Annotated in this window: 26 protein-coding genes and 1 pseudogene; 16 read left to right on the forward strand and 11 right to left on the reverse strand. The window is 46.1% G+C overall.

Going from position 1 to position 21,600, the window contains the following annotated elements:
• Window positions 1-1,030: 1,030 nt before the first annotated feature.
• On the reverse strand, window positions 1,031-1,360 hold the full coding sequence (locus SIB83_RS10765) for a hypothetical protein (RefSeq protein ID WP_413745800.1): 330 nt from the start codon (window positions 1,358-1,360) through the stop codon (window positions 1,031-1,033).
• Between the two features lie 369 nt (window positions 1,361-1,729).
• On the opposite strand from SIB83_RS10765, the gene SIB83_RS10770 reads away from it, so the two are divergent.
• Window positions 1,730-2,221 carry a hypothetical protein gene (locus tag SIB83_RS10770; RefSeq protein ID WP_413405766.1) on the forward strand — a complete coding sequence of 164 codons (492 nt, stop codon included), beginning with the start codon at window positions 1,730-1,732 and terminating at the stop codon, window positions 2,219-2,221.
• A gap of 77 nt (window positions 2,222-2,298) precedes the next feature.
• On the opposite strand, the gene SIB83_RS10775 is transcribed toward SIB83_RS10770, so the two are convergent.
• Together SIB83_RS10775 and SIB83_RS10780 are read right to left on the reverse strand one after the other, a co-directional pair.
• Entirely contained in the window at window positions 2,299-2,685 is a 387-nt protein-coding gene (locus SIB83_RS10775; protein ID WP_413745801.1) for a VanZ family protein, read from the reverse strand.
• A gap of 1 nt (window position 2,686) precedes the next feature.
• Window positions 2,687-2,824, reverse strand: a complete 138-nt coding sequence (locus SIB83_RS10780) for a hypothetical protein (protein WP_413745802.1) — start codon at window positions 2,822-2,824, stop codon at window positions 2,687-2,689.
• Between the two features lie 64 nt (window positions 2,825-2,888).
• On the opposite strand from SIB83_RS10780, the gene SIB83_RS10785 reads away from it, so the two are divergent.
• Entirely contained in the window at window positions 2,889-3,119 is a 231-nt protein-coding gene (locus SIB83_RS10785; protein ID WP_413405772.1) for a hypothetical protein, read from the forward strand.
• Between the two features lie 1,209 nt (window positions 3,120-4,328).
• On the opposite strand, the gene SIB83_RS10790 is transcribed toward SIB83_RS10785, so the two are convergent.
• A complete protein-coding gene (locus tag SIB83_RS10790; protein WP_413745803.1) occupies window positions 4,329-5,015 on the reverse strand; it encodes a response regulator transcription factor in 687 nt (228 codons plus the stop codon).
• Between the two features lie 177 nt (window positions 5,016-5,192).
• Here SIB83_RS10790 and SIB83_RS10795 point away from each other — a divergent pair, with 177 nt between their 5' ends.
• The 12 genes and pseudogenes from SIB83_RS10795 (at window position 5,193) to SIB83_RS10850 (ending at window position 14,310) form a co-directional block, all read left to right on the forward strand.
• A complete protein-coding gene (locus SIB83_RS10795) occupies window positions 5,193-6,104 on the forward strand; it encodes a PhnD/SsuA/transferrin family substrate-binding protein (RefSeq protein ID WP_413745804.1) in 912 nt (303 codons plus the stop codon).
• Between the two features lie 191 nt (window positions 6,105-6,295).
• Complete coding sequence (locus tag SIB83_RS10800) at window positions 6,296-7,684, forward strand: sensor histidine kinase (protein ID WP_413745805.1); 1,389 nt, start codon at window positions 6,296-6,298, stop codon at window positions 7,682-7,684.
• A 371-nt stretch (window positions 7,685-8,055) separates the two neighbouring features.
• Window positions 8,056-8,916, forward strand: coding sequence for an NAD(P)H-binding protein (locus tag SIB83_RS10805; protein WP_413745806.1), 861 nt, complete (start codon window positions 8,056-8,058; stop codon window positions 8,914-8,916).
• Between the two features lie 516 nt (window positions 8,917-9,432).
• Complete coding sequence (locus SIB83_RS10810) at window positions 9,433-9,906, forward strand: AAA family ATPase (RefSeq protein WP_413745807.1); 474 nt, start codon at window positions 9,433-9,435, stop codon at window positions 9,904-9,906.
• Window positions 9,907-10,127: 221 nt separating this feature from the next.
• Window positions 10,128-10,769, forward strand: a pseudogene (locus SIB83_RS10815) (alpha/beta hydrolase fold domain-containing protein).
• Between the two features lie 351 nt (window positions 10,770-11,120).
• Window positions 11,121-11,285, forward strand: coding sequence for a conjugal transfer protein TrbI (locus SIB83_RS10820; protein ID WP_413747362.1), 165 nt, complete (start codon window positions 11,121-11,123; stop codon window positions 11,283-11,285).
• 157 nt (window positions 11,286-11,442) lie between these two features.
• The gene (locus SIB83_RS10825) at window positions 11,443-11,565 is read left to right on the forward strand and encodes a hypothetical protein (protein ID WP_413439579.1); all 123 of its coding nucleotides are present in this window, start codon (window positions 11,443-11,445) and stop codon (window positions 11,563-11,565) included.
• Window positions 11,566-11,615: 50 nt separating this feature from the next.
• Window positions 11,616-12,320 (forward strand): class I SAM-dependent methyltransferase, encoded by a 705-nt coding sequence (locus SIB83_RS10830; protein ID WP_413745808.1) that lies wholly within the window; start codon window positions 11,616-11,618, stop codon window positions 12,318-12,320.
• A 170-nt stretch (window positions 12,321-12,490) separates the two neighbouring features.
• Window positions 12,491-12,649 (forward strand): metallothionein, encoded by a 159-nt coding sequence (locus tag SIB83_RS10835; protein WP_413405791.1) that lies wholly within the window; start codon window positions 12,491-12,493, stop codon window positions 12,647-12,649.
• Window positions 12,650-12,951: 302 nt separating this feature from the next.
• Window positions 12,952-13,260 carry a hypothetical protein gene (locus SIB83_RS10840; RefSeq protein ID WP_413745809.1) on the forward strand — a complete coding sequence of 103 codons (309 nt, stop codon included), beginning with the start codon at window positions 12,952-12,954 and terminating at the stop codon, window positions 13,258-13,260.
• A 286-nt stretch (window positions 13,261-13,546) separates the two neighbouring features.
• The gene (locus SIB83_RS10845) at window positions 13,547-13,816 is read left to right on the forward strand and encodes a SemiSWEET transporter (RefSeq protein WP_413745810.1); all 270 of its coding nucleotides are present in this window, start codon (window positions 13,547-13,549) and stop codon (window positions 13,814-13,816) included.
• 335 nt (window positions 13,817-14,151) lie between these two features.
• Window positions 14,152-14,310 (forward strand): hypothetical protein, encoded by a 159-nt coding sequence (locus SIB83_RS10850; protein WP_413745811.1) that lies wholly within the window; start codon window positions 14,152-14,154, stop codon window positions 14,308-14,310.
• A gap of 151 nt (window positions 14,311-14,461) precedes the next feature.
• On the opposite strand, the gene SIB83_RS10855 is transcribed toward SIB83_RS10850, so the two are convergent.
• Window positions 14,462-14,980 (reverse strand): hypothetical protein, encoded by a 519-nt coding sequence (locus SIB83_RS10855; protein WP_413745812.1) that lies wholly within the window; start codon window positions 14,978-14,980, stop codon window positions 14,462-14,464.
• 283 nt (window positions 14,981-15,263) lie between these two features.
• On the reverse strand, window positions 15,264-16,367 hold the full coding sequence (locus SIB83_RS10860) for a calcium-binding protein (protein WP_413745813.1): 1,104 nt from the start codon (window positions 16,365-16,367) through the stop codon (window positions 15,264-15,266).
• Between the two features lie 254 nt (window positions 16,368-16,621).
• Between SIB83_RS10860 and SIB83_RS10865 the strand changes: the two genes are divergently transcribed.
• Both SIB83_RS10865 and SIB83_RS10870 read left to right on the forward strand, forming a co-directional pair.
• Window positions 16,622-17,197 carry a hypothetical protein gene (locus SIB83_RS10865; RefSeq protein ID WP_413745814.1) on the forward strand — a complete coding sequence of 192 codons (576 nt, stop codon included), beginning with the start codon at window positions 16,622-16,624 and terminating at the stop codon, window positions 17,195-17,197.
• Complete coding sequence (locus SIB83_RS10870) at window positions 17,197-17,463, forward strand: hypothetical protein (RefSeq protein WP_413745815.1); 267 nt, start codon at window positions 17,197-17,199, stop codon at window positions 17,461-17,463. The genes SIB83_RS10865 and SIB83_RS10870 overlap by 1 nt, the downstream gene beginning before the upstream one ends.
• Before the next feature lie 307 nt (window positions 17,464-17,770).
• On the opposite strand, the gene SIB83_RS10875 is transcribed toward SIB83_RS10870, so the two are convergent.
• From SIB83_RS10875 to SIB83_RS10895, 5 genes are all read right to left on the reverse strand, one after another.
• Entirely contained in the window at window positions 17,771-18,697 is a 927-nt protein-coding gene (locus SIB83_RS10875) for an NAD-dependent epimerase/dehydratase family protein (RefSeq protein ID WP_413745816.1), read from the reverse strand.
• A 314-nt stretch (window positions 18,698-19,011) separates the two neighbouring features.
• Window positions 19,012-19,455, reverse strand: coding sequence for a hypothetical protein (locus SIB83_RS10880; protein ID WP_413745817.1), 444 nt, complete (start codon window positions 19,453-19,455; stop codon window positions 19,012-19,014).
• Entirely contained in the window at window positions 19,413-19,685 is a 273-nt protein-coding gene (locus tag SIB83_RS10885; RefSeq protein ID WP_413745818.1) for a hypothetical protein, read from the reverse strand. The genes SIB83_RS10880 and SIB83_RS10885 overlap by 43 nt, the downstream gene beginning before the upstream one ends.
• A gap of 61 nt (window positions 19,686-19,746) precedes the next feature.
• Window positions 19,747-20,040, reverse strand: coding sequence for a hypothetical protein (locus SIB83_RS10890; protein ID WP_413745819.1), 294 nt, complete (start codon window positions 20,038-20,040; stop codon window positions 19,747-19,749).
• Between the two features lie 314 nt (window positions 20,041-20,354).
• A complete protein-coding gene (locus SIB83_RS10895; RefSeq protein ID WP_413745820.1) occupies window positions 20,355-21,146 on the reverse strand; it encodes a hypothetical protein in 792 nt (263 codons plus the stop codon).
• Window positions 21,147-21,600: the final 454 nt, after the last annotated feature.

Consider the following 21,600-nt stretch of genomic DNA (forward strand, 5'->3'; position numbering starts at 1 on the left):
TTTTAATCACAAAAGCTTAAATCGAAATTTCTATAACAATATTGAGCGATCAAGTGCTTGATTATATTGCGAATTTTATTTGGAACAATTCAAGGAATCTGATCAGTCATTTCACTTCGCTTATGTGAAGCTTTTGGGTCGTATCCATGATTAATCGGTGTTTTTCTGTTTACTTCTTATTTATGAATGGTGTTGCTTTAGTGCAATGCTACCTTGCGATGAATTAAGAGCAGATCAGCAACATTCAGCTTTTCCATTTCTTCAATTAGCTGTTCATACGGTATTGAATAGTTTTTCAAGACAGGACGATGACGGTCAAGCATTGAGCATGAACACAAAAGTTAATAAATTGTAGCCCGACTGTGACGGTTTGTAAATGCTCAAATGATGCGCTGCTGGGGTGCGTCGTCTTTCTTCCTTTGTGTACCAGCAGAGCGCATGTTTGACAGTAACTAAGCGACTTATCTCCAATCACGGCCAATCAGTCGGAGTTCTGTTGTGATTGTCTTGAGGGAGTGTCTTCAAAGTTCCAAGGCTTGTCTTGTGCGATCACAGACCCCGTAAGTCAGGTGTGGACATATATCTTTTGGGTCTCTCTGTATTGCCAAAATCCAAAACACCATCATCCCCAGTCGTGCTTTGACACGACTGTTTTCAAATGATGCCTTGGAACGGTCATCATTGATTGGTTCAAGGAGAGACAGAATGAATTTTTATTGGTGGTCAATTCTTATCACAAGTGTGAAAAGCTCGATGTGTCCGATAGATGCTGCTGCAGCAGCATTTCTTTTGTACTTAGACAAAATGCTTGCATGCGTGAATCTGATGCAGGGAAAGCATCGGTCCTTGATAACTTTTAATCATTGGCACTGAGGTTGGCAAGCGTTGTGTTTTCTTTTGTGTTCCCAAATTTAAAATTGTTGGATGATTCTTGACATTCCAGCTTTTTTAACAGCATCATCATTCTCAATGTTCTACATCTATTAGCTCAGTTCCAGAGTTGAAGTGTCAATCCTCTTTATTCCAGTGGTTATCGCTCTTCACTGTCATGGGCAGGAACCAGATTTCTGATTGACGTGATCCCCCAACGCTCGGAGAGAACGGAAATGACACCATCTGCCGCTTGATTCAAGACATTCTCCAGTTGTTGATTGTGCTGTTCACTGGTTTCGCATCCAAATGCGCTGTCTTTTCTGAGATCTGCGTTGCTCACCCATTCCATACGTGCACGTTCTTCTTCGGTGCAATTTGCTCGGATCCACATCACAGCAAAAGCGATTAGCGATTCCCTCGCTGCGGCTGCACTTTTGTAAAGATCGGATTCCATCAATAATTGTCCTATCTCAATTGTTAAACCCAACTTAAGCCGTCTTTCAGCTTGGAATCTGATCAGATGATTCCAGGCTCTGTCGCATGGTCAATGCTGGGTTCAAGTGTCTTGCGGTGATTGCGTTGGTACGGGGTGCTTGATGGTATGAACTCTTGGACTGGACTGGTCTGGTCGTGTCTTGTCTGGTTAGGTGGCAGAATTACTAGTAGAGAGAAGTCGCGCAGGCAGCAGCCAGTGCAGCAGCAGCCTGATATTGACCATCAGTTGTCTATAGCCCAAATGGACGTATGCCTGAGAGACTGATAACGTCAATAATGAGCTGATTAGAATTTTTCCATGTTTTATCAATCAATTCCTTGCTTAGTTGTTTAGCCCGTGCTTTTTCCCAGAAGTTATTTGATGCGTGCCAAAAGCCGTCCATCAATGAGCCATGCATTATTCATAGCTTTGCTTTCATTGGTTGTCGAGGGTTGCAGCTATTCATCTAAGACGATGGCGATAAAAGCTTGTGGTGACTGGAAAGCTAGACAAAACAAAGTTATAATCAGCAGTTATCGTGATGAACAACCATTAACCCCTGTGGATCGGCGAAAGGAGTTAAAGCATATTTTACGTATGGCAGAAGCAGAAGATTTAAGTGCTTATAGAGATGCTGAACAATTTCGTGCCGAGACAATAGAATTTCATCAAGATTTTTATAAAGACTTGGAAAAGGAGGATACAGAGGGTCGTGAAATGATTGATCACAAGGTCACTGCTCGTTGGTGTAGTGATGACAAAGATTCCAAGCAAATTCTCGGCTTTGAAAATAAAGCAGTCATCAGCAAAGCCTGGCAGAACAAGCAAGGAGCAAAAGGAAAAGGAGATTTGGTTAAGCGTTTCAGGTATTGATTAATGCCAAACATCAATGGGTCTATGTGCCGAAATCAATACGTTGTTGATCTTTGATTGGCTGATTTATTTATCTCTCATGGTTTACTATTTTTGGCTTTGATTTGAATGGTCAAGATTGCAATTAAACAACCTACCATCAGTCCCGTCGTGTTAGCAATCAAGTCCACCCATTCTCCGTGCCGATTGACAAGAGGTTGTATGAGCTCAATCATCCCTCCATAAATTGCGAAAAATATAAGAATATTCTGCCAACCTTTTGGTCTTTTCAGCGATGTTGGGTAAGCGAGAATGGCATAGGCAACAAGATGATGTGTTTTATCCGAACCAGGCATCTCGGGAAGTTCATTTAATGGAATTAATGAAAGAACTGTTATTCCACCAAGGGTTATTAAGCTGATGATCAGCCAGTGTTTTTCAGTGGTTCGTAGCACTAATTGCCTCCATTGTTGCTGGGATCTCAACTTATTGATTTAAAGCCTTAGTCTCTGGCATTGCTTCAATTTGTTCAGAGGGACTTGTTTTCATTCCCTGAGCGATCGCAAGCAGTCCTGCAAGAATCCCGCCACTCAGAGCAATCATCAAAAGTCTGTTGGTGGTCATGGCTGGCTTCCGATTATTGAGCATAACCGGTTCTTGGTAGTCTTTACTGATCGTTCTGATCCTTATGAATCAGTTGTTCAATGAGCTTGCCCGAGTAGCAGGCCTTGCAATTTGTCTGCAGTTGTATGGCCTCGTCCACACACTTGCTGCAAACTATGGCACTGATGAAAACAAGGCCAAGAAGATTGAGAGAGATGGTTTTTTCTCAAGTCACACTTGGAAGGTTGCATTAGGCGGTGCTGTGTTCTTCTGGGTTTTGATATTCAACTGGGGCAAAACTTGTCTGAAAACCTAGCTGGTTGCTCAGGCCCTGCCTGATGTACCCTCTTTGGAGGTATTTTTCGTAAGTTTAACAGCATCAATAATTTTTCAGAAGATTATCCGATTGTCAAATGTTTTCTTAACGACTTGTCACCGAGTGATCTAAAACGATTCGATTCTCAAAGTGCTCTTTATTGCTTTACCTGAGTTGATTGTCGTAAAAACGTTAACGATTCACAATACTATTCTTCTCTATTAAAGTCGGTGAAGTGCAGTCATGCCAGTTAGGTTTGTCAGTATTTTCTTTTAGTTCCTAGGAATAAGATGGTTAGCGCTTGTTCTTGATCGGGGGATTTCCCTGAGCTTGCTCGTTGTGACTTCATAGTTCACCGATGCTGCCCCCGTTTTCCGTGGGGTTGGTCAGAATTGGTTGACTCCATTTATCCGAATGTCCTTTAACAACCCGCATCCAGATGACATTACGCAGCAGTTGCTGCGATCTGTGAGTTTCCTGCTGGTCCTCAGTGTTGCGGGAGTTATAGCTTTGCTTATGGTTAAACCGTCTTCCTACTGGCATGGAGCAACCGGGGAATCGAATCAAGCTCCATTGCCTTGTATTAAGGATCCATCGATGGAGATGTGATCACCGCCAGCTCCTCAGGTTGTTTGATCTCAAGCTCTGCAGGTTTTTCTTAGAACCCCACAGGTGAGAATTGGATTCACCGATAATTTTGTGTGTCTTATGGCCCTTTCAGTGGTGGCACCGATGGGATGAATTCAGTTCCGCTCACGGATTTGTTGTTAGGGTCCTGCACCTTCTATCACTATCAAAGCTTTGCCATATCTTTACTCTTTTACCCATGGTGTTGATGAGGTTCTTGTCGTACAACAACGTTCTGGATTGTAATCAGAATCAATAGTAGTTGGAAACTGCCAATGAATGCTTCTCTTTGTTGGCAATGAGAGATTAAGATCATTAAGTCGTGCTTTTGCTTGAGTGACTCAATCCTTTTCTCAGTGCAAATAATGTCATGTGAAGTGTGTTGGCGAAGTCTTGATCCGCAAAATGATTCTTAGATCTTGTCCCGTAACCACCTCAGTTGTCAGGGCACCAACGTCTAGACAGTCTCTTCAAAACTGTAGCCGACTTCAGCACTCGGTTTAAATCTGGCAAATTCAATAAAGTGTCCATGCAGTTGTATCCATGAGGTAATTCACTCAGTTTGTACAGTTGCTGATTGTTTTATTCATTTTCCGTTCTCAGAGCGAAGCCGACACCACGGATGGTCTGAATGACCCGTTCTGCTTTAACTTCTTCAAGTTTTTTGCGTAGATAACGTACATAGACATCGACAACATTCTCGTCACCGAAGTAATCGTTTCCCCAGACGTTCTGAATCAGCTGAGACCGGCTGAGCGCTTGCCGTGGGTTGCGAATAAAGCACTCCAAAAGATCAAATTCTCTTACTGTCAGGTTCATTTTCACCCCTGCATATTCGCAGGATCGTTCTGGTCCATTGAGATGCAGATCTCCAAAATTCAGCTGATCCGGACTTTTTGAGTTGCTTCGTCTCAGCAGTGCTTTGACTCTGGCCAGGACCTCTCGAATGTTGAACGGTTTGGCGATAAAGTCGTCTGCTCCGGCTTCCAAGGCAGCAATGCGATCATCCATTTCATCACGGGCCGTGATCATGATCACCGGTAGTTGATTACCTGTTTCCCTTAGCCTGCGGCACACATCCAGTCCTGTAATGATGGGCATATTCCAGTCAAGCAGTGCTATTGCCGGTGTTGATTCTCTGATTTGAGCCAATGCCTTGCCGCCATCGCTGCAGCCGATGGTTTTAAACCCCTCCGCCTGTAGTTCCATCTCGAGAAGCATCAAAATATTGGCCTCATCGTCGGCAATGAGAATTACATTGTTTTCCATTGATTTTTAAGCTTCTCTCATCGCTATTATGAATCCATTGATGATGAAAAGTCTTTTTATTTAATAAAGAGATCGTCTTGGATCTTTTTGATGATGCTATTTTAAAATTAGTCAATAGATTGTCGGCGAATCCGTTTGGTAAAAACTTTACTTGCTTTTGTCTTTTTATGGTCTTGCTTGCTTGGTTGTAATCGCGGCAGGAATGTTGCTGGTAACAGCACTGAAGTTCCAGCGGCGTTATCGGCGGATGTTCGGATCACAGAAGAGCCTTATTATGCTCAAGACATAATGAATGAAAAAATGGATATTTTAATTGCTTACCTCGAGCAAAGTACGGGATTGAAAATAGATTATGTCCCCGCCATTAACTACGCTCACTCTCATGAACTTCTTCTGTCTGGAAAAGTTGACCTTTTATGGGCAGGTTCTTTAGGCGCATCGAAGGTATTGGATGCTAATGATAAAGCTCAGCCTATTGCCACTGAAGTGAAGTCTTTTATTAATGTATTGCTTGTTGATCGTAAGCTCATCAAAAACGTTAAGAATACGCTTGCGAGTGAAAGGCCTCTGCAGGTTTTAAAGGGCAGGCACGTTGTTTTTGGCTCAAACTATTCAGGGTCTTCTTTCTTGACGCCACTCATCGAAATGAAAAATCAAGGTGTCGATATAAATGATTTAAAAGGTTGTATGCATGAACCAAAGCATGGTCATCGTGCGATGTTTATTGCTGATAACGATAAACAAGACTTTGCTTTTGTTCCTGGCTCAGAAGGCAATCCTCTCAAATTTGTTCCTGATCAAGCGCGATCAGAAGTTATGGTTGGCTGGGTCAGTGAAATAAAAAGAAATTACTTCATCATTGCTTCGCCTCAATCAATTTTGCATTCAAATAATATTCTGAAAATTCAAGACGCACTTCTTGCTTTAGATCAATCATCAAGTGCGCATGAGGAGATTCTCAACCAACTCGGTGTTACTGGGTTTGAGTTGCCAAATCCCGAGACGGATCTTGATAATCTGAATGAAATCACACGGTTTTCCGCTGTTTTGGGTGACGCGACACGTTGCAAAAAAAACGAAAAGGAATAGAAGGATAATTTTTGGCCATTTCCCTTTCCACTGGGTTTTCACCAGAAAATCACCAGAATCATCTTGACTTCAAAGTTTAATATGTCAGTACAGCAGGGCTAGCAATGAATCCTTTTAATCGTGATCCTCGATCATCTCCACCCTCTAAACGACGCTGGTCAATTGCTCGTAGGTTTTTTATAACTTCATTTGTGTTGATCGTTGCTCAATCAGGGATTAGCCTGGCAATATCTGGGGCATTATGGGAGAATTTTACTTCACGATTTTTAGGTTCAGTACTCTCCCGTCAGATTTTAAGTCCTCTGAATCTTGTTGATAATAAACTAGATTTGCTCTCCGCCCAAGAGGCTATGGAGTGTTGTACAAAAGACGATTATCGTAATTTCTTGGCCGGAATAAACCTGGCTGATGGTAAAGCAGTGATGATTTCCGGCAGTGCAGGGCTTGTTGCTGGTAAGGGAGCTCAAGCGCTTTACGACTCCGGACGTTTACGTGAGTTTGCGCGTCTTGCCACCGAAAGCCAAAACCGTTTTGCCCTTGTTGATTTTCGCAGCGATGATGCAGTTGCAGTGAAGTCAGTGAACTTGTCTGGCGGATCAGAGACCGGTTCCCTTATTTATATCAGACCCATCTACAGCATGTCTTTGTTCAATGCACTGAGTAGAGCAAGGCTTATTTCAGAAATAGTGTTAATGCTCTCTCTGGTGGTTCTGCTCGCTGTTGCCCTTACTTATATTCTCAGGCCTCTCCGCTCAGTCCGTTCCCGGATATCCAAGGTGCAACTCAACAATCTTGATACTGCACTTATTCCCTTGGATGGACAACCTCTTGAACTTCAGCCGATTTTAATGGAGTTCAATCGTATGGTTTCACGTTTAGAGATTTCTGCTCAGAATCAAAAACAATTTGCTTCCACAATATCGCATGAATTCAGAACTCCGCTTACGGTAATTTCAGGCTTTATTCAGTCTGTTCTGAATCGAGCCGATAATCTTGATGTCAATTATCGAGAGTCTTTGTTGATTGCTGACAAGGAAGCTTTCAGACTCAACCGAATGCTGAGTGACCTTCTGGACCTGAGCCGCGCGGATAATAATCAACTCAAAGTTTTGCGTGAACCTTTTGATTGTCTTCTGAGCTGTCATGAGGCCATACGGCTCACACAATTTGCTTTTCCAGATAATCGCATCATATTCAGCGACGCTTCTCATGTGGATCCCCTCATGGCTATTGGTGACCCTGACTGTCTCGTTAAATGTTTAGAAAATTTGATTGGGAATGCAGTGAAGTATTCTGAAAAATCGAGCACCATTAATGTTCATATTAATGGTGATGATCGTTGTATTTATTTCAATGTTCAGGATCATGGGCAGGGAATTCCCCTGGATCAATGTGATCTTATTTTCGAACGTTTCCAGCGTGCTGAAGGTGTTTCTTTACGCAGAGGTGACAGCAGTTCAGGGTTGGGGCTTTCCATTGTCAAAATGTTGATGGAAAGTATGGGTGGTAGCGTGGGGGTGCAATCAGAAGTCGGTGTAGGCAGTTGTTTCACCCTCACTCTGCAGCGCTCTGATGTCTAGTCGGTTGTGCACTAATCTGTCTCCTTCCTGCAAAATAGATGAAATGATAAATGGTTAACCACCTTAATACTGGATTCATTCCTGTTGCCACTTTTTCTTAACTCTTATTCTGGTTTGATCTTTATCCTTGCAGCTTCTCATATCCACGTCGACCGTCTTTTTGTCTGATCTGTTTTATTGAATACCTATGACTCAACGCCGTGTAACAGTTGCTTGGTGCTTGTTTATAGCTGCTACGTGTTGCCATGATCCATCACTTAGTGCGGCTCGTTGAATGCGATTGCTGATGGATCCATGCTGGATTCGTGGCGCGTTCATGGAATGTTGGCTAATTCCGGGCTAGGCGTTGTTGGTTTCCAATGATTCTGGTTATGGCGTCCACCGGTATGTTTGGCCGCCCTGTTGTGGAAGGCTTAGCCAATCGCGGCATGCCAGTCAGGGCGACAGGGCGTTCTGAGGCGGCGTTGACCTCATTGAACGCACCCGGGGCTGAATGTGTGGTCGCCGACATGGATGACCCATCCACACTGGCCAAATTGATGAGCGGTGTTGACAAGGTCTTGATCAACGCGCCCATGGATGACAGAAAAGAACAACGAGAGTGCAATGTCATCGAGGCGATGATCCGTTCGGGCTCAGAAGCAACGATTGTGCTTTTGACCGGAGGTGTACAGCATGATGACGCCCTTGGTCAGGCTGGTAAAGCGACGGAACGATTCATGCGGTCCTCGGGGCTTCCTTGGACCATTGTTGGTCCCCAGACCGTAATGGAAACCAATTTCAAACCGTTCCGGGAATTGATTCAATCCGAAAGCATGTTGATCTCATGTGTTGGGTCGGCGAAGGTTGGTTTTGTTGCATTGGACGACGTAACCGATGCCTTCGTCTCGGTTTTGTCATCTTCAACTGATGATCATGTTGGCTGTGAATACGTGATTACCGGACCTGAAGCGGTGTCTTTCAATGATGTTGCATGTGCCGCCTCCGATGCTCTGAACCGGTGCATTACGTACCAAGACATGCCAAGGGATGCATTTCGCGCCTTGATGATTTCAGAGGCTGGTTATTCGGAGGCTGTCGTGGATATTGAAGTGATGTGTCATCTTGATGCTTTCCGTGCAGGTAAGGCTGCCAGAGTCACTTCAGACTTCAAAAAATTGACTGGAAAGGATTCAAAATCAATCTGTCAATGGTGGATCGAGAATTCTGCTTTCTTTCTTGGTGCCCCTTGAATGTCTCATAAATTCTGTTCGCATTCATGTCTACTTTTTTCAGCTGAGCTGCATTGTCGGATTTGATTGATCCTGTTTTTACATCTGTTGTTGTTTGCTTTCAACGGTTTACTTGCTTTCAGCTCTTCAATGACAGTTTCGCTATATCTGTTGTGAGGTTGAGATTTGCCTCTGCTTTTTATTCTGATGTTGGTTGAATCGCTGCTTTGATGACATTTGTTTTGGCCATGTTTAACGTTGTTTTGTTGGTTGCCGTTTCATTGCTTGATCACTAGTGTTGCAGCATTTCCATGTCACGAAATTCATTTCATAATTTAGTTAACGGTTCCTTTTCAACAGATCATGCGCATTGCTATCAGCGGATCTCATTCTCTTGGTAAGAGCACACTTGTCTGGGACTGGGTCAGGACACATTCGCGCTACACCCGTGAAGAGGAGCCGTTTCGGGCACTTGATGGGGAGATGTATGACATCCGATTTCGTCAGGAAAGTAACCGCTTACACAATGGAATCTAGATGTATTACAACGCCAGTCGTATCAATCTTTATTCATCGGCCCGAGACTGTGTGATTTTCGACCGTGCTCCGGTGGACTATCTGGCTTATTCGCAATATACCGCCGATAAGAAAACAACGGATATCGATGATCCATTTGTAACTGCCATGGTTCCACGAGTCAGGGAAACTTTACAGAGGCTTGATCTTGTGGCTTTTGTGCCAATGACTGATCGTTGGCCGGTGGATATGGAGGATGACGGTATCAGACCTGTTAATCTTCCTTACCGTGCCGAAGTCGATGCGATTTTCAAACAGATTTACCGCGACAAGCGCTTTTCTGTCATGCCGGATACCAATCAACCAACATTGATTGAAGTCTGGGGCTCACGTGAGGAGCGGATCAATCAACTTGAACAGGCCATCAAGTCATGCATCCGCCGATTGCGTCTGCAATCTCGAATGGTGCTGCTGCGGATCTTTATTCCTCACTGATTCCTGACCCACCAATGAGCAGTCAATGGCTGAAAGAGATCAGAACGCGCTGGGGTAATCCCAATCACCCCAGTCTCGATTGTTTCCCTGAAGAGACGATCCACTCCATTGATTTGCCATCGCTTGAAAGGCTCAATGTGGTGAATGTAAGTCTGTTGGTTCCATCCAATTCAACAGAGGATGTTGTTGTTTATCTGCACGGCGGAGGTTGGATTGCGCCTATGGCAGGAAAGTACCTCGGATGGGCGAAAGCACTGGCGTTCAACAGCAGGCGTTCGGTTTATGCCGTTCATTACAGGTTGGCACCTGAGAATCCCTTCCCAGCAGCGTTATTTGACTGTCTGGGTGTGCTCGAAGAGGTGTTTAAGCGCCATTCAGGCAATGTTTGCATTGTTGGCGATTCTGCTGGTTCCAACCTTGCGGCTGCCTGTGATCAATGGAGACGCAGGCGGTAAGAGCGTCGAACCGACAAGATTCTGCTCATCTGTGGTGTTCTCGATCTAGAGCTCGAAGCACATCGGTCCATGATTGATTTAGGCATTGGGCACCCTTACAACGGGTTGGAACTGCTTGCTTTCCAGAGAGCGCTCTATGCCCCTGACCGTTCCTACTGGACCAATGCTTTGGCCAGCCCGGCGCATGGTTCATTCAATGACCTGCCACCCACACTGGTGATCGTGGGTGAACATGACCCTCTCAGGGATGACGGTCTTGATTACGCCCGCAAGGCCAGAAGTGAAGGGGCTGATATCAAGACACACGTCGGCAAGTGGATGCCACATGGGTTCGTGATGCAGCAACATTTGGTCCCCGAAGCCTCTGCAGAGGCTGAGAAGCAAATACTGGCTTTCCTGGCTGGATAAACCATTCACAAACACCCGATGGCTCGATGATTCAGTTTTCGAAATTTTCATAGCGGCTGTTATGGGTCAGTCTGACCCACAGTCTCCTGTACCTCGATTCAGCGTATTTTTGATGGTTCGTGGACATGATCTGTGCATCGACCGAATTGTTTCTTTCGGGTCTATCGAAATCAACTGGTCTTGCCTAATTCCGGTCTGCATTTGCCCCTGCTTCTTATTCTCAGGACAATGGTTCTAACTGTTCGGATAACCACTAGCGAAATGATTCTGTGGAGGTTGTAGACCGAATGAGTTGTTAAGGCGAATGTGGAAATGACTGAAGCTCTGCTGTTGTGTGACTGTTCTCTCTGTATGTGCAGTGTTGAAGAATCCCGTTCAATCAGGCTCGGCGGGCAGCATTTCTGTTCTGAGGCTTGTGCCAAGGGCCACCCCAGCATGGAGCCTTGTCATGGTGCGCAGGATGGCTGTCACTGCGGGACTGGAGAGTTGGCACACTTATTTGCCGCTAACCATTAGCTCTGTCTCAACGCGTGGTGGCTACCGGAACAACTGAGATCTGCTTTTCGTGTTCTTTCAAAGAAATGGTCCTGAAAGCGCATTTTCCAGCATGTCTGAGCCGTTTCTAACGAATCGTGGTGCTGCAAAGACTGATCTGGTTCCACCTGAAGTCACCATGGCTTCAACAAAGCCTCAGGCACGACCAGGGATCGACTGCGCGCAGAGTCACGAGGAGTTGCGCCAATTTGAACTCGCTGATCACCTGCTGGGTCAGAGCAGGGGTGCTCACCAGAAGTAATTTCTTCCAGGTAGGCGTCATCCTGAAGGGTGTGTGATGGTACGGAGTTGATGTCTCTGTTTGAAGAGCAGTGGCAGACCTACAGAACTGTCCTCGAACACGATTCGATGGAGCACAGAGCGATCGCAGAGGCCACCGCTGCCATGCTCGGGGCTTGGTTCGATCAACGTGGGGATCAGTCTCCAAGCGTTGCTCTGGTGGATTTGGGCTGTGGGGATCTGGCCCGCCTCTCGCCTTTGTTCCGATCCTTGCCGCTGAGTTCTTACACAGGAGTTGACCTTGCTGCCTCCGTGCTCGCTCTCGCTGAACGTCAGATGGGCCATGTCCGGTTCCCCTGCCACTGGGTTTGTGGAAATCTGCTCCAATGGGCAGAGGAGGATGTCGGCAGATCGGTGGATCTGATTCACTCGGCCTTCGCCATTCATCACCTCAGTGACTCTGAAAAAGTTCGTTTTCTGAACGGGGCCCGCCGGCGTATTGCCCACGATGGGCTGCTGGTTTGGACGGACGTGTTCCAGGAGGAGCATGAGTCGCGAGCTCGTTATCTGGAGCGCTACGTCGCGCGGGTTCTTCAGTGGCCAGGTCTCACGGGCGTGCAGCGTGATGCCGTTATTGATCATCTGCAGCGTTGTGACTGGCCGGCACGATGTGGGTGGGTTGAGTCCGTTGCATCTGACAGTGGCTGGTCGTTGACCTGGGGTTGGCGCGGGCAGCACCAGGCAGAAGCCCTTGCCCTGCTTCGGCCATGCATTTGAAAAAAGCTCTGGAGGGCTGCCACTCCGTCACGGCACAGAAGCGTCAGAAAGGGGCTTTTTGTTGTGGCGCTACTGATTGCCATCCCTCGAAGTGGTTCTGATTCACTCAGATGGGTGATGCCAATGGTCCCCAGACTGTCCTATAGAGAAATGAGATACGAGGATTGTTGATGGTCAACACAACCCCTACCTGTGCATGCGAGCCCTGTGGATGCACCGTTTCACCTCAGACAGCTGTTGAAAAGGATGGCAAGTTGTTCTGTTCACAACCCTGTGCTGATGGCCATGCAGGTGGAGAACAGTGTTGCACCAGTTGTGAGTGCTGTTGAGGGCTGATTTAGGCAGGACATCAAAAAGCCCTGCTCTATAAAGCAGGGCTTTTTGATGTCTTGTCTGTCTCTCATCAGCACTGGCTTCCATGGGCGTCATCACCATCCAGTAACAGGTTCATCCAGTGTGTGAATCTCCCGCTGGTTCGAACATCCACCCTTTGCTACAGATTTCTGACAGTCAACCTGCGATGGATGCCCCTCCAATCTCTGTCTGGCTGTTTCATCCTGTTCTGAGAGTTAAGACGGCCTCAATCTGTGTTCTTTGCTATGTGGTTGGTTGAACATTAGTCAATCAGCAAATGAATCGTTTTGCCATCGGACTTTTGGCGTTGGGCACCTTAAGCGGATCAACATCGTTTGCTCACAACTATGAAGGTGGTATTACCGCCGATCCAATCACGATTCAGAATCAATCCACTGATGTTCTCGGTAATCCCTTCGATTATGCTGAGGGAACACCCAGTGTCAAACCTCTGAATGTCACCCTTTGGCCAGGAGAGGAGACCAACTGGCATCAACATAATGTGCCTTTGTGGGTGTATGTGACAGAAGGATCATTTGTTGTTGATTATGGATCCAAAGGGGAAAAACATTCAGCAAAGGCATGAGCTATCTAGAGCCAATGAATTGGTGTCATAAGGGCATTAATGGCACTAAACAATCGAGGGCAATCATTGTTTATATGGGTCAGGTTGGCATCGAAGATCACACTGACTGCAAGCGCCAGTAGGTCAGCTTCAAATGCAATAAATTAGCTTGATTGGACTTCTGAGCCAGATCTATGCACTCATGGTCCCAGAACCGGGGCCATGGCCAATTCCAACGCCAAATGTGGATGGGGTGAAGCAATCGGGCAGTAGTTTGTGGAACACTTTTGCGCCTGGTATTTTTTGGATGGATGGCAACTCAATCGGTTATGTAGCTGCGGCTCTCACCGCATCGAGCTTCTTTCCGCAGGCAATCAAAACGCTGCGTACGGATGACACATGCTCCATTTCCCTGTCGATGTACAGCCTGTTCACGAGCGGGATCGCTATCTGGGGAGTGTTTGGTCTGGTCACAGGCAATGGGCCGTTGATTCTTGCCAATGGCATCACTCTGATTCCTGCATCGTTTGTGCTGCAGAAAAAGATCCGCCATCGCCTGCTCAGAGGTGAGCATTAACACTCCACCATCTGGATTGGGTCAGCCCGCACAATCAACAGGAGGAGGGCAATCGACCGGTCAGCTGGCAATCGAAGATATACCGATTTTGATGTGGATATTTGGTTGCTCGATGGGTTGAGTCGTGTCTGTTTACTGGAGTTGTTCCATTGTAGAGAAGGCAGGTCATCCTTTCCGCGTAGTGACGATGTGCCCTTTCCGTTGCCATGCTTAATGGGTGTCAAATACTTTGAGCGATGTCGGCACTGAGCTTTCAGGACGTAGTTCGAATGCAAATTCCTGGTGTTGATGCGTTTGATACAGACGATCTCGATTAATTGATCCAAATTCTTTCCATGGAGTACTCAATCAACACACAGGATGAGTTGATGAGAAGGTTTGTTTGCGTAAAGCAATTGATCTGGACTGATGAGGACAACACGCAGATTGATGGCTGCGAATCATTTGAGTTCAATGAGCTGCTGATCTACATCAAAGAAATTGATATTTCCTGATCAATTATAATTCGATTTTAATTAAGTTCTTGTGGAAAGGTAGGAAGAGCCGGTCTGTCCTCATTAGCAAGTCAAGCGACGAATTACCGCTTGACTTGCTAATAAGTTTCTCAAGCAAAAATAATTTGCCTTGACTGAAGAAATGTTTGACTTAGCTGTCTCTGGTTGTTGAGTCGTTTGACTCAACATCAACGTCTAATGTGTCTACATCTACGTCGACATCTTTTTTGCTCAACTCGCAGTCATCAAACTCATAACCTTCGAGTTCGCCTGATGAACTCTTTGCTGCTTGATAGATTTGACATGTAGCTAAGTCTACGCCAGATGATTTGGCTTTTTCGACAATATTGGCAGGAATCGAGTCAAGATCCACTTCCTCCTCGATTTTTACGATTGAACCTGAATCCTTCTCAATATCCACTTCAACTGTTTTTTCTCCATTTGAATAAACAATCTCAGCAATGGCAGGTGTGCCTGAGATGTGCACTTCGCCACTAGGTTCGTACCCTGAGAAACCATTTTCTTCTAATGCTTTTTTTGCAGAATCATAAACATTTGATGATAGCCCTGTGCTCGTTGGAGTTTTTCCAGTCGATTGCGAGCATGAAACACTCAAGCCACTTGCGGCGCAAATCACGATCGCCAGAGCAATTCGCTGAGGATTGATCATCTAAGTTGGAATGAACTATCAGAAAGGTAGGTGAAATAATGACGAAATAAGCATTGTTTGGTTTTGCTTAAGCCATGGCTGTTAAAACATTGCGAAAATACTTCATGTAAGTTGGTTAAATATTGTTGAATGATTTGCATGTCTTTTTTCAAGGATTGGACTTCTCTGTAGAAATGGCATGATTGTTCATCTTCTCGCGGTCTTGATGGCTGTTTGTGTTCCTGTTTGGTTGGCTGTCCTGTTGGTATGAAAAACAAATGATCCCCGCTGACTTAATGCGGATCTATAAAATCACATTCTCTAAAACTGCGACAACTCCGAACGACGTTTCAATCAGCGTGTTGTTTCCGTTGATTCTTGTGGAAAAAGTATCTAAATTGCTGAGGTCTAGAGAGTCGACTGCAGGATTAAAGTCTTTAATCGTCATCAACCCTTGATCAGATGGCTTGAAGACATCTGCGCCAAGATCGCCATAGAAGTTCCCATTTGCCCCAGGATTATTGATAAGTAAATCATTGTCTTTGCCTCCTCTAAGGACGCCTGATGGTGAAGCATCGTTAATGATCGTGTCATCACCTTTATTGCCATTGATGGAGGTGAATTTCCCTGAAAAGTTGGTGATCAGATCGGCATTGGCACCACCTAATATTGTTTCTGCCTCTCCGTCTTGAATGTTGATGATGTCGCTCCCAAGATTTCCGTTGATGTTCTCGAATGTTCCACCTCTTAAGTTGATGGTATCGGAGTCTTGACCACCCAGGACAATTCCCTTTCCACCCAAAAGGTTGATGAGATCATTGCCTTTGTTTCCGTTGGTGTTAATAAATTCTCCTTCAATATATTGAATGGTGTCATCATCGGATCCGGCTAGCAAGTTGCCGCTGCCACCCTGAATTTCAATGAAATCTTGACCAGCATTGGTGTTCACGTCATTCAGCAGCCCGCTGTTGAGGAATAAAGTATCGTTCCCGTCAAAAAGTCTGGCGATCAATGAGCCGCCATTATCGGATCCATTGATGATATCGTATCCGCTCAGCAGGCTTAAACCAAGCGCTCTCAAGGCCGTCTGATCATCTATCAAGGAAATAACATCTTCGATATTGACCTGAATGTCTTTGATTTCAAGGTTCCAATAACTGTCGTCTGTTTTTAGCTGCACTCGTGTAACTGTCCCGCTGATTTCGCCGTTGAGTGTTGGGATAAACAGGCCAGATGCGCTAATACTTGTGGGGATGTAAACACCATTGTCATTAATATCTAATTCAATATCAACGTTGACTTCGAAGGGTGAGATACTTGTGATCCTTGCGTTTTTGGACCTTGGCGGATCGGAAATGATTTTGTCAAGGTTGAGAATGCCATATCCAATAATGTTGATAATGGCCATGTGAAATTTTGATCTCAGTCTCATCCATTGAAACACCGTTTCGCGGGGTTTCAACAGGGGTCTGTCTGTGAATCCATGCTATTGGTGAAAGGGTTTGCATCTTGATTCCTTGATAGTTCTTTTTTCTAGTTCAACAGTCTTGGCTGCTTGAAGTGTTTAGCTGGTCATCGGCAAGATTTGCAAAGGTTTGGTGAGAATTCATTAATGTGGATGCTCCTTGGATGTGGTCTTCCGTGACGACAGCTCTTGTCTAAATGTTGACTGCGTCTGTGTTTTTTCCCCTGTCTGGTGTCGCTGTGCACGGCCTTGGGTCCGGAGGGTGGGATATTGCGCTTCTTTCGAGAGCACTCTTTGGTCTTCCGTTTGCAATATTCATATTTTTGTCAGGACCAAAAGCTGAATGCCATTGGAACAGTTTTGCCATCCTTTTGCGAAGCACGTCGGCTGTAATATTTTTGGCAATGCTTTATTTTATCCTGGAACTTTATTCGCCTGGAGAGTCTTTCACGCTCGCCAGCATGAGACCCCTATGGGTGGCTGGACTGAGTATGGCTTTTGGCCTTGGCAGCGTTCGTTTTGTTTTTTGGCCACTTTCACTCATTGGAATCGTTGGAATTGCCTTGATGGAAGGTTCTCGTATCAGTGCTGGTCTTGGATTCGTGATGCTTGCTTTGATCATTGGATTCCTGGGTGGTTTGTCGACATTGGCAATCGATTATTGCCGAGGCCAGTCGGCAAGTTTTATGACTCTTCATCTCACGATGACGATGTTGATTATTGCTGTTGTGAGTGTTGTGATTAATGGTTACGTTGAGGACATTCCGTCTTGATGCAGAGTAAACGTGATTTATTTTTATATGCTGTCGCCGGACTTGGCGGAACTGTTTATCAGATCTTTTCAGTTTTAACGTTGAAGCGTGTCGGCTCAATTGCTGGTTCTGTTATTGCGCTGATGTCTGCGTTGTTTGCATGGATGCTGGGCCACCTGATATGGAATGTGCCATCTATTGCTCTGAGTGTTTTAGGTATTCTCCTTGCGCTCTCATCCTGTGTCTATATGGTTTTAGGTGGTTCTCTTACATGTAAAACGTCTTGATAGTGATGATTTTCAGGCATTGATGATTTCGTTACTTCTCACGTGACCCGAGTTTCAGCGTTGTTGATCCTCCGCGGTGATCTAAGCCAGCAACTGTTGACGCGTAATCAATAATCGATTTTTTTGTGAGTTAGTTTCCTGACGGTCTCATGACCAGGCGGAGCCGAACAAACTTCATATCCCTCATCAAGAGGCTTTCCCGAGCACTTGGTCTCCTTTTCTCGTTCATCTTCTTCGTGCCAGTTTTCTTCGCGCGATGGCCAGGGTGGGTGTATCGAGCGACTGCTTCAAAGGCGACAGCTCTCTCTCAGTCCAGCATCGGACGCTGCAGCCGGTAGCCGAGGGTCTTGAGTCTGTCGTTGCGGATGCGCCGTCCGTTCCCGGAGACTGGCGCGAGACCGCCGCTCCAGCGCACAGGGTCGAGTTGTTGGCGCTTCAGGCTGCGCTCCACAAGATCGCGAACGCGGATTGGTTCGTCGTTCACCACATTCACAATGCCGCTCCAAGCACCATCCATGGCAGCGATCACGGCACCTGCTGCGTCATGCACGTGGATCCAGTTGCTGAATGAACGACCGTCTCCAGTGCGCTCCTTACCGGCGAGCCCTTTTAGCCGATCATCCAGCTCACGTCCTGGCCCATACAGGGCGGCAAGTCTGAGGATGCACACCCGCCGTTTGCCGTCTTCCATGTCGGAGAGCAGACCTTCGCTCTCAAGCAAGACCGCACCATGCTCAGTTCCGGCAGCAGGAGTTGTTGATTCATCAACCCAGTCACCGTCGGCGTCGCCATACACCGAACAGCTGCCTGTGTAGATGATCTGGCGCAGGTGGGGTAGCTCAGTTAACAGGGATCTCAGGCAGCGGAAACTATCAACGAATGTCTGGCGATAGCCATCAGCATTCACTTGACGGTTACCTCTGGGGGCAAAACAGAACAACGCCGTGTGGGTTTGTTGTAATGCCGCCAGCAGTTGTGCAGGGTCAGTGGCTTCACAGAGCAACAGCTGATCGGCGAGTGCGGTCAGCTCTGCATGCCGTTCGATCACGGTGGTGGTCAAGGTCAGTGGGAGTGTCGGTCGGCGCGGTTGCAGCTGACGTGCCACGACCTCGCCGAGGTATCCGCAACCAACGATTGTCAGCCCCATAGTCTGATCGAGGATGGTGATGAATTTAGTGAGTCTGGTCGTGTGGAAGCTGATGTAGACCCGCGGCCATGGACACAGTTTCGGCATCCAGATGATGCTTAACAATCAATATTGTTCAGCCAACATTGTTCAGCGGTCAGCCAGTTGCGCACAGGATGCTGCACCATAACGACATTTCGTCAATTGTATCGGTACAAATTCAGATACTGCTGACTGCAATATCTTAGCAGTAGATCCATTCTTTTTAACTGGATTAGACGGGTGAATTCTGCTTGAAACAATGACTTTTATCTTGCATGCTCGATTCAATCATTGAATCTGATTCGATGTCATATTCGTAAAGTCTCAAATCAGCATTTCATCATGTTGACTCGGTTTTATCTATATCTGAACAACCAGACTCAATTGTGCAGGGATTTGCTGTTAAGGCATTGTCCATACCAGGCGTCAGGATCAAATCCACTTGATGGATAGATAGTTATCGAGAACAGTCGCTCATCCCCATGAATCTGAATTTCGTAGTCCTTCTTCAACCTGCCATTTCTGAACTTGGAAGTCAGTGTTTTCCCATAGATTTTAATATCAATTGGCTCCTTCCCAGCAGATAACTGTTCAGTGTCGATATCCACCTCTGTAAGGGTCGACGCATCAAGATCCAATTTGTATTGAATACGCACTGGATGATTCATTGGGAAGCCTGTTGCTGCACCAGAACCCTGTGTTCTTTTGCCATTGCATTCGAAGTAAAAGACATTTGATCGATGACTCTCCTCCTGCCCCTTCAGAGGCAGTGGCGCGATGGTTACAGCAGAGGCCAGTAATCCAATGGAGAATCGGCGAAGCATGGATCAGGCATCAGTTCGCGCATGATGCCGGCTCTTGCCTGGTTGCGCCCGTTGCGGCAGCAGCCCTTTTCGTTGATGGCCAGGACTAGTGAATTGGTTTTATGCGTGTGTCGATTGGCCACGGGGGTGTACAGCTCACCTGAAACAGAGAAGCCGGTCTTCCAAGATGTTGCTTCAGAGATAACGGTGATCGTCAGACAAGACTTTCTGACTTGAGGGTAATACGACAAGGTCTTGTGGATAGGTCAGATCAACCACTGCGAAGGTCCAACCTGTGAACTGGGCAATTCTTCAGTTTATTTTTTTGATGATTGAATCTTTTGCAGAACTATCATCCTTACTTTCCTCAAGATAGACAAGCCAAATACCACCATTTGATCTGATTCTTCCAACCGTGTATCCATCTTCTTCGGAGATATAGATTGAATCCTTTTTTCCGATCACACCATTGATCAATTCCTTTTGCCCATCTGGAAACCAAGAGCCCCTTTTATAGCCAGTAAAGGCATTGCCTTGCGTCAGTAATCTCAAATTTAATATCCTTGGTAACAGGCTTCCCCATTTCAAACCCATTTTGTTGACCACTCCACTTACCAATCAACTTGCTGGTATCAGCGTGCTCACGATGCCCTTACCCTGCACAGCCTGAAGCTAAAAGAGTTAAGGATGAAACCAGTGCAATACGTGTAAAATAATCTTTTGATCATCAGCGCAAGAACCTTCGACGCCCAACTGTGTGTACAGCCAGGGCATTCACAACCTCTCCAGATCCTGATGTTGATTTCGGGGTGATCAGGTGGGTCAATGCTGATCTTGTGACTCATACCCTGACGATGCAGACGGTCCAATAAAAAACCATTTCAAGCGGGGTCTGAGAACACAATTGTGTCAGTGAGTTCTCAGACTCCGTAGAACCCTTGCGTCTTGTTCATGACTTGAGAGGAAGCATCACCTGAGACCATGTCCAGTAGCTGGCCAATGTTGAGGTTAGTGCCGACGTAGACCGCTTCCAGGAAGCCGTTTGCAAAGATGCCAAGAGCGGATTGGCTGTGAGCTGATGCCTGATCAATGGTGATCTGGCTGGTATCTACACCCAGGATTTTGATCTGATCAAAAGCATCCAGCTCAGTGATGATGTCGGCCTTTTCGCCATTGGGATTGTTGCCGGATTTTCCATACCAATAGTTTTCAAGAAACTGATCGGACTTAATCACAAGTAAGTCCTGTTCGTCGTCGTTGTTCTCAAGATAAGTGTTCCAGCCGAAGTCACCCCATAGCTCGTCGCTGCCGGTTCCACCGGTAATCACATCACGACCGTTGCCGCCGCGGACGCTGTCATTTCCAGCGCCTGCATCAATGACATCCCATCCTGATAGGCCGAAAATACTGTTTGCGCCATCACCTCCCGTCAGCAATGAGCTCGTGATCACCACTTCTTGTGAAGCGGGTAATACATCCGCAATGAAATCGAGAGGAGTGCCTGCGATTTCTGGCAGGTTGCTGATGACGGTTGCATTAACTGGTAGCTCACGGCTCCAGCCAGGGACGTCAACAAACAATGTTTCGATGGCTGTTTCAATGATTTCAGCGACGGCAGCAGCTACAGCAGGTTGTGTTGAGAGGAGTATTGAATAAAATTTTGATGATGCATCGGGCGCAATATCTGAGTAAGCCTCAGAAATCGATTCCACTGAGCTATTGAAGCCGGATATGATCTAGAACATAGTATTTATTTAGATATTTTTAAGCAATGATTTATGAATTTTAGGGCCATAATCGCCCGCGTCAAGGGGGGCTTGCCTCGTGTGTTTGTTTTTTATTTCCCATTCCGGCTTTGTATCCAGGTGCATATCTCGGGTCATACCATTTATAGTTTTAAAAAACTTCTCCCAACTCCTAAGTCAACAGCCGGACTTGTTCTTCTGACAGATGTAGGGGATGAGTAGTAACTCATATATATGAAAAAGTCGCAATCCACTATTGTTGAGATGGCCCAATCCAGTATCTCTTAAGCGGGTGATCTCATGCTCTCGTTTCCTTTCGGTTATCCGAGAATTAGGTCCCAGTGGCAGGTCATCATTTGGTCAGCTTCTCTTTCGCTGAGCAGCATCACCGTGGTCAACGTTTGAAGGGGCATTGCTTGGG

The sequence above is a fragment of the Synechococcus sp. MIT S9507 genome, assembly GCF_047304715.1.
Classification (GTDB): Bacteria; Cyanobacteriota; Cyanobacteriia; order PCC-6307; family Cyanobiaceae; genus Synechococcus_C.